Here is a 15,659-nt window from a genome sequence, read left to right on the forward strand (position 1 = left end):
ATCTATCGTTTCATTTGGTCTATTTCATCTACATTGACTGTTTCCTTGTTGCGGTAGAGCGCGATCAAGATCGCCAGACCCACTGCGACCTCGGCAGCAGCAACCGTCATGGTGAACAAGGTGAAAATTTGCCCGGCTACAGCGGGGTACAAGCCGTATTTGGAAAACGCGACCAGATTGATATTCACCGCATTCAGCATCAATTCGATCGAGATTAAAACGACAACCGCATTTCGCTTTGTCAGTGCTCCGTACAAACCGACACAGAACAAAATCAATGCGACCATTAAGTAGGAGGTAATGCTCACTGTCATTCGTTATCCCCCTCCTTTTTTGCCATGATGATCGCACCGACCAACGCGACCAAGAGCAGTACGGACAACAGTTCAAATGGAATGACGTACTTCGTGAATACTTCCAGTCCGATTTCTTTTGCGTTGCTCACGGAAGAAGCCACTGGCGGCGGTGGTGCAGGCCACGGTGTGTTTTGGATTCCCCAGAACAACAGGCCGAACAAACCAGCGACAAACAACAGAATGAAGCGGTTTTTCCACTTGCGCCCTGTTCCTTCGTCCTGGGCATCGTGCTTGGTGAGCATGATTCCAAACAGCATCAGAATGGAAATCGCACCAGAGTAGACCAGCACTTGCGCCACGCCTACAAACTCTGCTCCGAGCAAAACAAACAGTCCTGCGATGCTGATAAATGTGACCCCGAGCGAGATTACCATGTGTACAACACGAGTAAAACTGATCATGAAGACTGCGCCGCCAATCGTCAGGAGAGACAGGATAAAAAAGGCTGCAAATTCGCCAGTCATGCTAGTTCTCCTCCCTGACGTTTGTATTGTTGTCATCCAGCCATTTCAAGTTTTTGTACAGTTCGTCCCTGCTGTAAGCTGCCAGCTCGAAGTTGTTGGTCATCACAATCGCTTCGGTAGGGCAAACCTCCGTACAGAGATCGCACAAGATGCATAGCTCGAAGTTGATATCGTACGTATCGATGATCTTTCCCTTTTTATCCGGATCAGGATGGGGCTTCCCTGTCAATTGAATGCACTCGGTCGGACAAATGCGGGCGCATTGGTTGCAAACGATGCATTTTTCCGGGGAAAAGTGTTGGATGCCGCGAAAGCGTGGCGGCATGGGAAAGGGCACATCCGGATAAAAATGGGTAACTTTTTTCTCCGTGAGTTTTTTAAAGGTATACCCAAGGCCTTTAGCCAGTCCAAGCATGTGTGTCACCCCTCAGAATTTGAGTTACTTGACTATCGCCTTGCCAATGGCGAAGCCTGCGCGTAGAAACCCGTAACGCCTAGCAGTTGCTTTCTGCCGCCAAAATCAGAACATCCCGTTTTGATAGGAGACGACGACAGCGGTAAGCAGTATGTTGAACAGCGCGATTGGCAGAAGCACTTTCCAGGCAAACGACATCAGTTGGTCTACTCGCAAGCGCGGCATGGTAGCCCGAATCCAAAACTGAAGGAAGATGTACAGCGAGAACTTGAGCACAAACCAGACGATTCCCGGAATAAAGCCCAAAGCCGGATGAATCGGCAGCCATCCACCAAGGAACAAAATCGTAATCAGCGTCCCCATCCCGAACATGTACACGTACTCTGCCAGCATGAACATGGCAAAACGGAATCCGGAGTATTCGACGTGATATCCGGCTACCAGCTCCGATTCGGCTTCAGGCAGGTCAAACGGCGTACGGTTCAGCTCTGCCTGAGCAGCAATGATAAATACGGCAAACCCGATAAACTGCGGAACAATATTCCAGACATCCCGCTGCGCCTCGACAATTTCCCTGAGATTCATGCTGCCCGTCAACAGAACGACACCAACCACGGACATGACCAGCGGCACTTCATAGCTGATCATCTGCGCAGCAGAGCGGAGACCCCCGATCAGCGAATACTTGTTGTTCGAAGCCCAGCCAGCCGTAATCACCCCGAGCACCGTAATGCCGGAAAGCGCGATATAGTACAGCAGGCCGATTCCCAAATCGGCAAACTGGATGCTTTCCGTAAACGGCATGACTGCCAGGACAGCGAAGGCGGGCGCATAAGCCAAAATCGGCGCCAATGTGAACAAAGCTTTGTCAGCGTGCTTGGGACGCGTATCTTCTTTCAACAGCAGCTTGGTAACGTCAGCAACGGTTTGCAAAAGTCCCAAAGGCCCGACGCGATTGGGCCCAATGCGCAGCTGCATCCAACCGATGACTTTGCGCTCGAAGTAGATAGCGTATGTGACGAATCCCAGCAAAACTGCCAGCAGGATCACCGCCGCCAAAATAAACCAGAGAGTGTTTCCCCATGAGGGGGCTTGCTGCAAAAGCGCATTCATCAACAGTCAACCTCCCCGAGCACGATGTCGATGCTGCCCAGGATGACGATCATGTTGGCAAGGCTTTCTCCCTGCAACAATGTGGGCAGAATTTGCAGATTGGTAAAGGACGGCCGTCTGAATTTCAATCTCCAAGGCTTATCCTTACCCTGGCTTGCGATGTAGCAACCGATTTCCCCACGCGGAGACTCGATCCGCACATAAGTCTCGCCAGCTGGTGGCCGGATGACACGAGGCACTTTGCCGATCACTTCCCCTTCGCTCGGGAACTGCTCCAGGGCTTGCTCCAAAATGCGCAACGACTGTTCAATCTCTGCCATGCGCACTTGATAACGCGCCATGCAATCGCCCTCTGTCGCAGTCGGAACATCAAAATCGAAGCGATCATAGATGCAATATGGCTCATCTTTGCGCAAATCCCACTTCACGCCAGTGGCTCGCAGCATAACGCCAGACAGCGAGTAATCCAATGCCGTACTGGTGTCGAATTTTCCGATGCCTTTGATCCTGCTGATAAAAATTTCGTTTCCGGATACGAGCTGGTGGTAGTTGTTCAGTTCCTTCTTCATGTATTGGACAAATTCCTTTGCCTTGTCTACCCAGCCTGGAGGCGCATCCCACTTCACGCCGCCGATCCGCATGTAGTTGAAAGTCATTCGCGCTCCACACAGCTCGTTAAACAGGTCAAGGATCATTTCCCGATCGCGGAACGCATACAGGAACGGTCCCATTGCACCGATGTCGAGCAAATAAGTTCCCCACCAGACCAGGTGACTTGCCACCCTGTTCAATTCCATGGCAATCAGGCGCAAGAACTGGGCACGCTCGGGTATTTCCAGACCCATCATCGTCTCTACCGCGTGACAGAGCACGTAGTTGTTGGTCATGGCAGACACGTAGTCCATCCTGTCGGTGTAAGGAATAATCTGCGTATAGTTCAGGTTTTCCGCCAGCTTTTCGGTGCCGCGATGGAGATAGCCCATGACCGGAATAGCTTCCTTGATCGTTTCGCCATCAATTTTGACGACCAAGCGAAATACTCCGTGTGTACTTGGATGCTGCGGGCCGACATTCAGAAGCATCTCTTCCGTGCGAATGCCGTTTTCTGAAGAGGTATCGACACTTGTTGTGAGGATGTTCTGGTTCATCAGTTAAACCTCCTCGTCGTATTGCACATAATCTTTTCGCAGCGGATAGCCTACCCAATCATCCGGCAGCAAAATTCGACGCAAATCCTTATGTCCCGGGAAATGAATCCCCAACAAGTCAAAAGTCTCTCTTTCATTCCAATTGGCGCCGTTCCATACGTCCATGACAGACGGCACAGACGACTGTTCCCGACTGGTTTTGACTTTTACCGCCAGGCTTTGCCGATTTTTGTAGGAGTACAGATGGTAATAAACTTCCATCCTGTCCTCATAATCGACGCCATGCAAATCTGACAAATATTCAAAGGCCAATTGCCCGTCTTCTTTCAGAAACTGGGCAATCTCGTGCCACCGTTCGTTCTGAATAACCAATGTCGGGACTTCCTTGGCCAATTCGTTAATATAACTGGCTTCCAGCACTTCTTTGCCGAACTTCTCTGTAATACGCAGCACGTACTTGTCGAGATACGGTTGGTTTTTGGAAGGAGCTTTTGGCGTTTCTGCTGCTTCCGCTCCATCGCCAGTCGCTTGAGCAGCTTTTGCCTTTGCAGCGGCTGCGGCGGCAGCCTTGGCTTTTGCTGCTGCGGCGGCTTTCGCTTTGGCGTCATCATCCCCGCCATCTGCTGGCGAGCCACTCGCTTCTCTCTCGGCCTTCGCCTTAGCTGCAGCGGCGGCAGCTGCTTTTGCTTTGGCCGCTGCGGCGGCTTTTGCCTTCGCTTCCGCATCTGCCCCCTCTGCTGACGAAGCGCCATCTCCCTGCTGGGCAGATTCTTTTGCTTCCTTGGCAGCTTTCGCTTTTGCCAGCGCTTCTGCTGCTGCCGCTTTTTTCGCTGCTGCCTTTTCTTCCGGCGTCATTTCCGAGACTGGCTTCGCTGCTGGCGTGGCTGCTTCGCTTGGCGTATCTGCTCCGGCTTCCTTTGCAGCTTTGGCTTTGGCAATCGCTTCTGCCGCTGCCGCCTTTTTCGCTGCTGCTTTTTCTTCCGGCGTCATTTCTGAGACTGGCTTAGGCGCTGGTGGTGCTGCTTCGCTTGGCGTATCTGCTCCGGCTTCCTTCGCAGCTTTGGCTTTGGCAATCGCTTCTGCGGCCGCCGCCTTTTTCGCTGCTGCTTTTTCTTCCGGCGTCATTTCCGAGACTGGCTTCGCTGCTGGTGCTGCTTCCTCTTGCGAATCTGCAGCTTGTGCCTGAGCTTCTTCTTGAGCTGGTGGAGCTGGCTCTGCGCCCTGCTCTTCCTGTTCTCTTAATTTTCGCAAAGCTTCAGCTTTGGCACGCGCCTCGGCTGCTGCCTGCGCCTTTTCTTCCGGCGTTGGCCTGCGTTTTTCTTCACTCATGGACTGGTCACCCGCTTCCCAGTCTTCGCTTCATAGCGAATTTTTTCCTGAAGTTTGTTGATTCCGTAAATCAGGGCGGCAGGGTTAGGTGGACACCCTGGAATGTATACATCGACGGGAACGATCTGATCGACACCTTTTACGACACTGTACGAGCGCACATATGGTCCGCCCGCCGTCGCACAGGACCCCATCGCAATCACCCACTTCGGTTCAGGCATCTGGTCGTACAAGCGGCGCAGCAATGGAGCCATTTTTTTCGTAACCGTTCCGGCTACGATCATGACATCGGATTGGCGCGGCGAAGCCCGGAAAATTACCCCGAACCTGTCCAGATCGTATCGCGCTCCCCCGGTTCCCATCATCTCAATCGCGCAACAGGCAAGGCCAAAAGTCAAAGGCCAGAGCGAATTGCTTCGCACCCATCCTTTTACCGTTTCCAAAGTCGTAAACATGACGTTTCGATTCAGTTCTTCTTGCAATTCAGGCGCAATGCTTGTCAGATCTAGTTCCATTCCAGCACCTTCTTTCTCCACGCGTAAATCAGCCCTACCACAAGCAAGGATATAAAGATGACCATCTCGACCAGGGCGAACAGCCCCAACTCTTTGTAAGCGACGGCCCACGGGTACAGAAAGAGTGTTTCTACATCGAAAATGACAAACATAAGGGCAAAGATGTAATACTTCACGTTGAAACGTACCCAGCTGTCACCAACAGGAATGTTACCGCTTTCATAAGTGGTTTGCTTCTCCCGTGTCGGTTTCTTTGGACGCAGTAGTGGACCAACGAAGCTGACAGTAGCTACGGGCAACAACACACCGAGAAACAAAAAGATCGCGACAATAACATAATTGTTGGTATAGATGTCAATCACCCACGTTCCCTCCGCTCGTAAGAAAGATATGAATCTGTCTTGCGCTGCCCTCCAGATGAAGTATGAACATCATCAAAAGGGTACTCCTTGCAGCATCGCAGATGAAGGTATGAACGTAGTCGCAGACCGATACTGCTAGAAAAAAATACCTTTATCATTATATCAAATTGCCAATTGGGTGTCTAACGAAAGCCTTCCTGTAGTCCCATATAAAGGGAAAAACTTAGAGATTTTTCCCTAAGTTTTTCCAGCATCATATAATAGCCAAACGAATATGTCCGTCAGGCGTATTTATTTTGTGCATTATTGAACATTGCTTGAAAACTGCTGACCGAGGAAGTCTTCGTAAATGCGCTCCCATACAATGGTGAAATTCAGTTTCTCATCATCCGGAAGTTCCAGTACGTTCTCGATCGCCTCTTCCATATACGGAGTCAGCTTGATCAAAACTTCAGTAAGCATCTGGTCATTCGTATTCAGCATTTCTTTCATTTCTGCCTTGGAGATGCTAAACGTGTTTTCATCGCGTTCATGCAGCATCATGACCAGACGGCTGAAAATAGGGTGTACCAGCGCTTCCAGCTTTACATGCGCCAGGGCGAGCGATTCCGCTTCACTCAGATTGAACAACTGAGGTACATCCGGGAACGGGTGGACAGGAATATCCCACGCGTCTTCGTTGTCGATCACAAGACCCCATTTTACGAAAAGCTCAATCGCTTCCACACGGGATGCAGGATAAGCGTAATCGGAACGCTTCAGGAATGCCTTGAAGCGGTTCAGCAGGTCTACATAGCCTTCATAGTCTTCTTCCGATTTAAATGCTTCCTTGGCAGGTACAGAAAAGGCGCCTTTCAACGCTTCGATTTCATCCAGTCCTTTTTCCATCTCCGCTTTTGTCTCGTACTCTGTTACGACAAAACACAGAGCCTGAAACAGGACATTCATCTCATGAGACAGCACGTTCGACCAGCCATTGGCCGCGAAGCCGCTCGGAATCACTACGCCATCCTGATTGTGGCGAATATCGCGAATGGTTTGCATCAGTACACTCTCCTTTAATTCCACTAGCCAGTGCCGCGCATTATGCTGTCGCAAAAAATCATGTCAGACGGCAGGGCATTAGGTCTATTATACACAGAAACGATAGGCGATTACCAACTGGAAATATCATGCCCAGCATGCATGTATCGCCATACGCGCTCGTAACCGAAAAATCCCCGCAGCCACATGGGCGCGGGGATATCAAGCTTACGCTTACTTCGTTACGTCGAGACGTGCCATCGCACGTTGCAGCGCACGCTCAGCACGCTGGACGTCGAGCTCGGCATATTTCTCAGCCAAACGCTTCTCGGCGCGAGCTTTCGCTGCCTTCGCGCGTTCAACATCGATGTCTCCCGGCAATTCAGCCGTTTCAGCAAGGATGGTTACTTTATCGCCGCGCACTTCCATGAAGCCGCCGCTTACAGCCATCTTTACTTCTTTCTCGCCTTCTGTCTTGATCCGAACAGGCGCTATTTTCAGCGGGCTCACCAGTGGCATATGGTTCGGCAAAATACCGAGATCCCCTTGAACACCGCGAGCAATGACCATTTCAGCCTGACCGCTATAGACAACCCGTTCAGGAGTTACGACTTCAACTGTCATCTTACTCATTTAATCGTCTCCCCTTTCCAGGGTGTCTTACGCCATTTTCTTCGCTTTTTCTACCGCTTCTTCAATCGTTCCTACATACAGGAACGCGCCCTCTGGCAGGTGGTCGTGCTTGCCTTCGAGGATTTCTTTAAAGCTGCGAACCGTTTCTTTCAATGGCACGTATTGGCCTGGGTTACCAGTAAATTGCTCGGCAACGTGGAAGGACTGGGACAGGAAGCGTTGGATGCGGCGCGCGCGGCCAACCACTTGTTTGTCATCGTCGCTCAGCTCGTCCATACCAAGGATCGCGATGATATCTTGCAATTCTTTGTAACGTTGCAGGATTTTTTGCACGCCACGAGCCACATCGTAGTGTTCTTGACCAACTACGTCAGGAGTCAGAGCACGGGAAGTGGATGCGAGTGGGTCTACCGCAGGGAAGATACCCAACTCAGCGATGGAGCGCTCCAGGTTGGTAGTAGCGTCCAAGTGAGCAAACGTAGTCGCAGGCGCCGGGTCAGTATAGTCATCCGCTGGTACGTAGATCGCTTGAATAGACGTTACGGAACCTTTTTTCGTAGAAGTAATGCGCTCTTGCAGCTGACCCATTTCGGTAGCCAGTGTTGGCTGGTAACCTACCGCGGATGGCATACGGCCCAAGAGAGCGGATACCTCGGAACCCGCTTGGGTAAAGCGGAAGATGTTGTCGATAAACAGAAGAACGTCGCGGCCTTCTTCATCACGGAAATACTCCGCCATTGTCAGACCGGTCAACGCTACGCGAAGACGCGCACCAGGCGGTTCGTTCATTTGACCGAATACCATCGCGGTTTTCGGCAGAACGCCTGCATCTTTCATCTCGTGGTACAGGTCGTTACCTTCACGGGTACGCTCACCTACACCAGCGAATACGGAAATACCACCGTGCTCTTGCGCGATGTTGTTGATCAGCTCTTGGATCGTAACGGTTTTACCTACACCCGCACCACCAAACAGACCGATCTTACCACCCTTGATGTACGGAGCCAAGAGGTCAATTACTTTGATACCTGTTTCCAGGATTTCAACAGTAGTTGCTTGGTCTACGAACTCAGGAGCTTTACGGTGAATTGGGTCGCGACGATCTACTTGACCCAGCTCTTGCAGGTCGATCGGCTCTCCCAATACGTTAAATACGCGTCCGAGGGTAACTGCACCCACTGGAACGGAGATAGCTGCACCTGTATCAACGGCTTCCATACCGCGAACCAAACCGTCAGTGGAAGACATCGCAACGGTACGAACCAGGTTATCACCCAGGTGAGTTGCAACCTCAACTGTCAAGTCGATGTCGCGCTCGCCAGCGCTTTGTGCTTTATGTTGAATCTTGATCGCATTGTAAATGGCAGGCAGGTGTCCGCGGTCGAACTCGACGTCAACAACCGGACCCATTACCTGAACCACGCGTCCATTCGCCATCTTACTTCTTCCCTCCTGTAAAGCTAAATTGGGAGCTATTCGCTGCCACTAAGCCTGTGCGTTTGCACCTGCAACGATCTCGGAAATCTCTTGAGTAATGGCTGCCTGACGGGCACGGTTGTAGATCAACGTGTAACGGTTAATCATATCCGTTGCGTTGTCTGTCGCGTTGCCCATCGCTGTCATACGGGAACCTTCTTCGGAAGCCTTCGCTTCGAGAAGCGCACTGTACACCAGTGTTTCCGCGTATTTAGGCAACAGATCGGCCAGAACTTCTTCCGAGGACGGCTCATACTCGTAATTGATTGTGCGCACCGTGTTGCTCTCGGGAGCTTCCAGTGGCAGCAATTGTTTTACGGTAGGTATTTGCGAAATTGCACTTTGGAACTTGTTGTAGCACAGGTACAGTTCGTCAATTTGTTCGTTCGCGAACATCTGGACTGCCGCACCGGCAATTTTCTTGATATCAGCAAAGGCCGGGCTGGCTGGCAGACCTGTTACCTCTTCCAGAAGCGGATAGTTCCGTTTGCTGAAGAAGTCACGACCTTTGCGACCGATCACAAAAATACCGTACTCATCCTTGGATTTGTGCTTTTCGCTGATGGTGGTAACCACTTTGCGAAGCATGTTGGCGTTATATCCGCCAGCAAGTCCACGGTCGGAAGTGATGACAATGTAACCAGTCTTTTTCACCGGACGATTTTGCAGCATCGGATGTTTGGAACCAGTTGTTCCGCTCGCAATGCTTGCAATCACTTCCTGGATTTTGTCAGCGTAAGGACGTGCTGCCTCAGCCTTCTCCTGGTTGCGGCGGAGTTTCGCTGCCGCCACCATTTTCATCGCTTTCGTGATTTGGCGCGTATTTTTGGTACTTTTAATACTGCGTCGAATCTCACGTATTCCTTTTGCCACTCGTTTTCACCACCTTGAGAACGCATGCCCGGGCTTTCTTGCCCGGCATGCATCTGATGTCTATCAGGTTAACGATTAGCGAGTTACCGAAAAGCCTTTTTTGAACTCTTCGATCGCTGCGTTCAGTTCTTTTTCATCTGGAAGGTCTTTCGTAGTGCGGATGTGCTCCAACAGTTGTGGTTTGTTGGAATCCAGGAAAGACAGCAGCTCTTTCTCAAAGCGGCGTACATCTGCTACTGGAATGTCATCCAGGTAGCCGCGTGTAGCGCTGTAGATAGAAGCAACTTGCTTCTCAACAGGCATTGGATCGAACTGGCCTTGTTTCATGATTTCCATCAAGCGCTCACCGCGGGTCAGACGAGCTTGGGTAGCTTTGTCCAGGTCGGAACCGAACTGAGCAAACGCTGCAAGCTCACGGTATTGAGCCAACTCAAGCTTGAGCGGACCTGCTACCTTTTTCATCGCCTTGATTTGCGCGGAACCACCTACACGAGATACGGAAAGACCGGTGTTAACCGCTGGACGTTGACCTGCGTTGAACAAGTCTGTCTCCAGGAAGATCTGACCATCCGTGATGGAGATCACGTTAGTAGGAATGTATGCGGAAATGTCACCCGCTTGGGTTTCGATGAACGGCAGAGCAGTAATGGAACCTGCGCCCAGTTCATCAGACAGTTTCGCAGCGCGCTCCAGCAAGCGGGAGTGCAAGTAGAATACGTCACCAGGATATGCTTCGCGGCCTGGAGGACGACGGAGCAACAGGGACATTTCGCGGTATGCAGCAGCCTGTTTGGACAGGTCATCGTATACGCACAGAACGTGTCCGCCTTTGTACATGAAGTACTCAGCCATAGTAACACCAGCATAAGGAGCCAGGTACAGCATTGGCGCTGGGTCGGAAGCTGTAGCGGAAACGATGATGGTGTAATCCAGAGCGCCTGCTTTACGCAGGGTTTCTACGATGTTCGCAACGGTCGATTGCTTCTGACCGATCGCCACGTAGATACAAATCATGTCTTTGCCTTTTTGGTTGATGATGGTGTCGAGCGCCACTGCTGTTTTACCAGTTTGGCGGTCACCAATGATCAACTCACGCTGTCCGCGGCCAACCGGGATCATCGCGTCAATCGCTTTGATACCTGTTTGGAGCGGTTCGTGTACGGATTTACGCGCCATTACGCCAGGAGCCGGGCTCTCGATCGGGCGGTAGCCGTCATTTGCGATAGGTCCTTGACCATCGAGTGGTTGGCCCAGTGGGTTTACTACGCGGCCGAGCAGCGCTTCCCCTACTGGAACTTCCATAACGCGGCCGGTACGTTTTACAGTATCGCCTTCCTTAATGTCGCGGAAAGGTCCCATAATAACGACACCCACGTTATCTTCTTCCAAGTTGAGTACCATACCCATTACGCCATTTTGGAACTCAAGAAGCTCCCCTTGCATGGCCTTTTCCAAACCGTGAACGCGAGCAATACCGTCACCAACCTGGATGACTGTGCCTACGTCTACAACTTCGATTTCAGATTTAAAATTAGCGATCCGCTCTTTGATGAGGGAGCTAATTTCTTCTGGTCTGATTGCACTCACTTAATTCACCCCATTCATCCAACTTCGTTAAGACCGAGCTTTACGCTTTTTGCGCAAAGGTTTCCAACTTTGTTTTCAGGCTGCCATCGTACAGACGGTCGCCAATTTTGATAACGATGCCGCCGAGGATTGCAGGGTCTACGACCGCTGTCAACCGCAGCTTTTTATTCAAAGTTTGACCGAACTTCTCAGCCAACTCTGCCTGTTCTTCATCAGAAAGCGGCTTTGCGCTCGTGACGACAGCATCTGCGTAGCCACGCGCTTCATTTGCCAGTTGCACAAAGGAGCTGTAGATGTCAGACAATTGAACTTCCCGTCCGTTTTCAATCAGGACGTTCAGGAAGTTGAAGCTCTCTTCCCCTACATGGCTTTTGAAAAGCTCATCAACCAGTTTGCCCTTTGCATCTGCAGCGATGTGCGGGTGCTGCATGATCTTTTGCAGATCTTCGTTGCCTTCCACAGCCTGCACGATCGCACCAAGGTCAGCTTCCACCTGATCGATCTTGCCACGCTCGCTCGCTACCTCAAACAGAGCGCGAGCATAACGCTTTCCTACTGCGCTACTCATAGGCGATCTCCTACTTGAGCCAGGAATTTGTCAACAGTGGACTTTTGAGCTGCTTCGTCCAGTTCTTTCTCGATAATCTTGGAAGCCAAGAGTACGGAGAGGCTGGTCATTTGTTCACGCAGCTCGGATTTTGCTTTTTCTACTTCACGTGCCAGTTCAGCGCTTGCGTCCGCTTTCATACGCTCGGATGCAGCTTGAGCTTCTGCCACGATTTTCGCCGCTTCATCAGACGCTTGCTTGCTAGCGCGGTCGATGATTGCTTTGGATTCAGCGCGAGCTTCATCCAGTACGCGACGTTGTTCAGCCAAGAGTTTTTCCGCTTCTGCGCGGTTGCGCTCAGCAGATGAAATTTGGGTTTCGATATGCTGACGACGTTTCTCCATGATCCCAACGATCGGGCCCATAGCCAATTTACGAACCAAGAGCAGCAACAACAAGAACACAATTGCTTGGGTTAAAAGCGTTCCCCACTCCAGGGACACCGCTCCAAAGTCGAGCATTCGTTTCACTCCTTCCTGCGAAAAGAAAGATGTATCATCACGGTATATACCGTTTGTTTCAGACACTCTGGCTTCGTACTATGACGAAGTTTTCTTGCTTGCGTCGAATGGCAGCTTCATAGACTTCCACTCGATCAAAAATAGAGGCGGGTATCAAGCGCCCGCCTATTGTTACCAATTGCTCGCTGACTACATACGACCGAAGAGAATGAAACCGATCGCTACAGCGATGATCGGAACCGCCTCTACCAGACCGAGACCCAGGAACATGAGACCCATCAGGTTACCACGTGCTTCTGGTTGACGAGCTACGCCTTCAATTGTACGGGAGATTACCAGGGAGTTACCGATTGCTGCGCCAAGAGCAGCGAGACCAAATACGATACCAATTGCAAGAGCCAAACCTTCCATTGTTTAAAAACCTCCTTAGTTTGTAAAAGCGAGTATAAAATCGGGGAAATGCTGATTAGTGATCTTCATTCACCTGCTGAGACAGGTAAACCATCGCCAGCGTAGTGAAAATGAATGCCTGTACAGAGCCGACAAACACCGAGTAGCCCAGCCACAGGAACAACGGAATACTTCCGAAGATCCCTACACCCAACAGGAAGGCGATCAAAACCTCACCCGCAAAGATGTTACCGAATAGACGCAGAGGAAGCGTCAATGGTTTGATGATGAACTCCTCCAGAATGTGAATCGGATTCAGGAATGTATGTTTCAACCATCCACCGAAACTCTTCTTAATGCCCAGGTAGTGAGCGTACAGCAAAACGATGAACGCGAGAGCGAAAGTTACGCTCGGTGTCGCGGTTGGAGATTTCCACCAGCCGATGACAACACCGTGAGAATGCGGATCGTTTGAGTTAAGCTCTTCCTCAAGCTTGGCCATCTTTTGTTGTTTTGCCTCAGGAGTCGTGGAAGCCGTCAACAGGTCTTTAACCTTTTCGCTTACTTGATGGTCAGGACCGTTGTGGTGTGCTGTATTTACGTTAAATACGAGACCCAGTTGGTTTCCAAGGAAAATGTAGAGGAACAAAGTCAGCGCCAGCGAGACAAAACCCGCAGCTTTTTTCGGTGAGATATAGCTTTTTGTAATGCCAGTAACGAAATCCACAATCCATTCCATCACGTTTTGCGCGCCGCTTGGTGTAGCGGAGGTCAAGTTGCGGGTCATCCCGATACAGAGCAAAAGCACCACCAGAGAGGTTACCAAAATCATGAGAACAGTGGAGATGTCAAATACCATGCCCAACCATTCAAATCGCAGAGAATAATGCATGTATTTCACCCCTTTCTTCCGCGCGAGTATGTTACTTACGTACATGAAAAAAAGTATTCTGCTATCTATTTAAAGGAGCGATACACAAAAAGGAAACTGAGAACCTGGAAAAGGAACAAGCCGATCAACACTCCGGCAAGCCCAAACAAGTGAGGAAAACGCATAGTCAAAAAGACAGCAAAACCTGCCACGACCAAGCGTTGCAGCATACCTGTCCCTTTCGGACGCACGCCCGGATCGACAGCCATCTGGCCAATTCGCCATGTTTTGCTGAAGAGGACCGTGCCATTCACTAGACTGCCAGCCATCCCGAGCAGGAGGCTTTGCAAAAAGAAACGCGATGATGGCAACAGCGCCCAGAGTATCGCGGCGATTGCCATACAGAAAAAGGCATAGCGAAACGTGGATCGCATTGCCGAAGAAAACGTTTGCATGTCCCATCTCCCTAGAGGTAACCGCGAATGATGCGGTAGACGCTGTACACGCCTATTCCTAATCCCGCGAGCAGTCCAACCATCAAAAACAACGGATTGGTAGCGAAAAGGCCATCCAAGTATTTTCCCAGAAAGACTCCCGCAACCACGCAAACGGCCATATCGACACCAATTAAAGTGACCAACGTGATGGCTCGCCAAGGATTATCAATTTTCGACACGGAACAACATTCTCCTTTCATACATAAGGAGAGGGCTGGTGTCAAGTGCCCCTTTGCCCTCATCCATATTAACGAAGAATTATTCCCTTTGTCAACGTTCGTCTTGTTCTGTACACAAAGCGTTCACAATTGAAAATCTACATTTTTTCAACAATTGTCGAAACCCCTTGTCCGCCGCCAATGCACAAGGTTGCTAGACCATATTTTACCCCTTCGCGCTTTTGCAATTCGTGAACAAGCGTAACTAATATTCTCGCCCCGCTTGCGCCAATTGGATGACCCAGAGCAATCGCTCCGCCGTTAACGTTCAGCTTTTCCCGATCGAAGCCGAGCGCTTTGCCGACAGACAGCGATTGAACGGCGAATGCCTCGTTCGCTTCGATCAAATCGATGTCGGACAAAGACATGCCCGCTTTTTCCAAAACTCGCTTGGTCGCTGGCACCGGACCGTAGCCCATGATGCTCGGATCGACGCCCGCACTGGCATTGGCGACGATGCGCGCGAGCGGTTTTACGCCCAGCTCCTCCGCCTTTTCCTTGGTCATGATTAAAAGCGCAGCCGCGCCATCGTTGATGCCCGAAGCGTTTCCTGCGGTCACGGTGCCGTCCTTTTTAAAGGCTGGCTTCAGCTTGGAAAGCATCTCGGCGGTTACGCCAGCGCGCGGAAATTCGTCGACAGCAAACAGCACAGGGTCGCCTTTGCGCTGCGGAATCGGAACAGGCACGATCTCCTCCTGAAAACGGCCGCTTTCCAAAGCTTTCTGCGCTTTTTCCTGGCTCCATGCCGCAAACTCGTCCTGCTCTTCCCGTCCGATCTCGTATTTGGCGCACAGATTTTCGGCTGTGATTCCCATGTGGTAGTCGTTGAATGCACACCAAAGACCATCGCGGATCATCGAGTCGACTGCCTTTTGATCGCCCATGCGATATCCCGAGCGCGCTCCATCCAGCAAGTACGGAGCCTGGCTCATGTTTTCCATGCCACCCGCCAGCACGACTTCGGCATCTCCGCTCAAAATCGCCTGTACAGCCAAATGAACGGCTTTCAATCCGGAGCCGCATACTTTGTTAATCGTCAAGGACGGCACCTCGTGCGCCAATCCTGCTTGAATGGCAGCCTGACGGGCAGGATTCTGGCCCAGTCCTGCGGAAAGTACATTGCCCATAATCACTTCATCAACCGAGTCTTTGGACACGCCAGCGCGCTCCAAAGCCGCTTCCAGGACGATGCCGCCCAGTTTCGTTGCGGAGATTCCTGCGAGCGATCCTTGAAAACTGCCTATAGCTGTGCGCACTGCGCTTGCGATAACGATTTCCTTTTGACTCATCTTCCATACACTCCTTGAATGAACAGGATAGC

20 protein-coding genes are annotated in these 15,659 nt (G+C 51.0%); all 20 read right to left on the reverse strand.

Annotation, left to right across the window (positions count from 1 at the left end; genetic code table 11):
• Nucleotides 1-2: 2 nt before the first annotated feature.
• The 20 genes from nuoK to M2298_RS14350 all read right to left on the reverse strand — a co-directional run bounded on the left by nuoK (nucleotide 3) and on the right by M2298_RS14350 (nucleotide 15,627).
• Entirely contained in the window at nucleotides 3-314 is a 312-nt protein-coding gene (gene nuoK, locus M2298_RS14255; protein ID WP_122962601.1) for an NADH-quinone oxidoreductase subunit NuoK, read from the reverse strand.
• Nucleotides 311-820, reverse strand: coding sequence for an NADH-quinone oxidoreductase subunit J (locus M2298_RS14260; RefSeq protein WP_280648646.1), 510 nt, complete (start codon nucleotides 818-820; stop codon nucleotides 311-313). The genes nuoK and M2298_RS14260 overlap by 4 nt, the downstream gene beginning before the upstream one ends.
• A 1-nt stretch (nucleotide 821) precedes the next feature.
• The gene (gene nuoI, locus M2298_RS14265; protein ID WP_063229008.1) at nucleotides 822-1,235 is read right to left on the reverse strand and encodes an NADH-quinone oxidoreductase subunit NuoI; all 414 of its coding nucleotides are present in this window, start codon (nucleotides 1,233-1,235) and stop codon (nucleotides 822-824) included.
• Between the two features lie 105 nt (nucleotides 1,236-1,340).
• Nucleotides 1,341-2,351 carry an NADH-quinone oxidoreductase subunit NuoH gene (gene nuoH, locus M2298_RS14270; protein WP_173596373.1) on the reverse strand — a complete coding sequence of 337 codons (1,011 nt, stop codon included), beginning with the start codon at nucleotides 2,349-2,351 and terminating at the stop codon, nucleotides 1,341-1,343.
• Entirely contained in the window at nucleotides 2,348-3,496 is a 1,149-nt protein-coding gene (locus M2298_RS14275; protein ID WP_063229006.1) for an NADH-quinone oxidoreductase subunit D, read from the reverse strand. The genes nuoH and M2298_RS14275 overlap by 4 nt, the downstream gene beginning before the upstream one ends.
• A gap of 3 nt (nucleotides 3,497-3,499) precedes the next feature.
• Nucleotides 3,500-4,825 (reverse strand): NADH-quinone oxidoreductase subunit C, encoded by a 1,326-nt coding sequence (locus tag M2298_RS14280; protein WP_280648647.1) that lies wholly within the window; start codon nucleotides 4,823-4,825, stop codon nucleotides 3,500-3,502.
• Nucleotides 4,822-5,340, reverse strand: coding sequence for a NuoB/complex I 20 kDa subunit family protein (locus M2298_RS14285; protein WP_063229004.1), 519 nt, complete (start codon nucleotides 5,338-5,340; stop codon nucleotides 4,822-4,824). The genes M2298_RS14280 and M2298_RS14285 overlap by 4 nt, the downstream gene beginning before the upstream one ends.
• The gene (locus M2298_RS14290; RefSeq protein ID WP_063229003.1) at nucleotides 5,331-5,702 is read right to left on the reverse strand and encodes an NADH-quinone oxidoreductase subunit A; all 372 of its coding nucleotides are present in this window, start codon (nucleotides 5,700-5,702) and stop codon (nucleotides 5,331-5,333) included. Before M2298_RS14290 ends, M2298_RS14285 begins: the two co-directional genes overlap by 10 nt.
• A gap of 303 nt (nucleotides 5,703-6,005) precedes the next feature.
• Nucleotides 6,006-6,746, reverse strand: coding sequence for a DUF6042 family protein (locus M2298_RS14295; protein WP_122962598.1), 741 nt, complete (start codon nucleotides 6,744-6,746; stop codon nucleotides 6,006-6,008).
• A gap of 213 nt (nucleotides 6,747-6,959) precedes the next feature.
• Nucleotides 6,960-7,358, reverse strand: a complete 399-nt coding sequence (locus tag M2298_RS14300) for a F0F1 ATP synthase subunit epsilon (RefSeq protein ID WP_122962597.1) — start codon at nucleotides 7,356-7,358, stop codon at nucleotides 6,960-6,962.
• Nucleotides 7,359-7,385: 27 nt separating this feature from the next.
• Nucleotides 7,386-8,795 carry a F0F1 ATP synthase subunit beta gene (atpD, locus tag M2298_RS14305; RefSeq protein ID WP_122962596.1) on the reverse strand — a complete coding sequence of 470 codons (1,410 nt, stop codon included), beginning with the start codon at nucleotides 8,793-8,795 and terminating at the stop codon, nucleotides 7,386-7,388.
• Nucleotides 8,796-8,843: 48 nt separating this feature from the next.
• On the reverse strand, nucleotides 8,844-9,707 hold the full coding sequence (gene atpG, locus M2298_RS14310) for an ATP synthase F1 subunit gamma (RefSeq protein WP_063228999.1): 864 nt from the start codon (nucleotides 9,705-9,707) through the stop codon (nucleotides 8,844-8,846).
• 75 nt (nucleotides 9,708-9,782) lie between these two features.
• Nucleotides 9,783-11,294, reverse strand: a complete 1,512-nt coding sequence (gene atpA / locus M2298_RS14315; protein ID WP_063228998.1) for a F0F1 ATP synthase subunit alpha — start codon at nucleotides 11,292-11,294, stop codon at nucleotides 9,783-9,785.
• Nucleotides 11,295-11,334: 40 nt separating this feature from the next.
• Nucleotides 11,335-11,862: a F0F1 ATP synthase subunit delta gene (locus tag M2298_RS14320; protein WP_122962595.1), complete on the reverse strand. Its 528-nt coding sequence runs from the start codon at nucleotides 11,860-11,862 to the stop codon at nucleotides 11,335-11,337.
• Complete coding sequence (gene atpF, locus M2298_RS14325) at nucleotides 11,859-12,362, reverse strand: F0F1 ATP synthase subunit B (RefSeq protein WP_122962594.1); 504 nt, start codon at nucleotides 12,360-12,362, stop codon at nucleotides 11,859-11,861. The genes M2298_RS14320 and atpF overlap by 4 nt, the downstream gene beginning before the upstream one ends.
• Before the next feature lie 189 nt (nucleotides 12,363-12,551).
• Nucleotides 12,552-12,773: a F0F1 ATP synthase subunit C gene (atpE, locus tag M2298_RS14330; protein WP_005831752.1), complete on the reverse strand. Its 222-nt coding sequence runs from the start codon at nucleotides 12,771-12,773 to the stop codon at nucleotides 12,552-12,554.
• Between the two features lie 55 nt (nucleotides 12,774-12,828).
• Entirely contained in the window at nucleotides 12,829-13,644 is an 816-nt protein-coding gene (atpB, locus tag M2298_RS14335; protein ID WP_063228994.1) for a F0F1 ATP synthase subunit A, read from the reverse strand.
• Nucleotides 13,645-13,709: 65 nt separating this feature from the next.
• Nucleotides 13,710-14,078 (reverse strand): ATP synthase subunit I, encoded by a 369-nt coding sequence (locus M2298_RS14340; protein WP_063228993.1) that lies wholly within the window; start codon nucleotides 14,076-14,078, stop codon nucleotides 13,710-13,712.
• An 11-nt stretch (nucleotides 14,079-14,089) separates the two neighbouring features.
• Entirely contained in the window at nucleotides 14,090-14,299 is a 210-nt protein-coding gene (locus tag M2298_RS14345) for an AtpZ/AtpI family protein (protein ID WP_005827760.1), read from the reverse strand.
• Nucleotides 14,300-14,436: 137 nt separating this feature from the next.
• Nucleotides 14,437-15,627: an acetyl-CoA C-acetyltransferase gene (locus M2298_RS14350; protein ID WP_063228992.1), complete on the reverse strand. Its 1,191-nt coding sequence runs from the start codon at nucleotides 15,625-15,627 to the stop codon at nucleotides 14,437-14,439.
• Between the last annotated feature and the right edge of the window lie 32 nt (nucleotides 15,628-15,659).

Origin of the sequence: Brevibacillus sp. 1238 (assembly GCF_029892995.1) — a bacterium.
GTDB classification, from domain to species: Bacteria; Bacillota; Bacilli; order Brevibacillales; family Brevibacillaceae; genus Brevibacillus; species Brevibacillus parabrevis.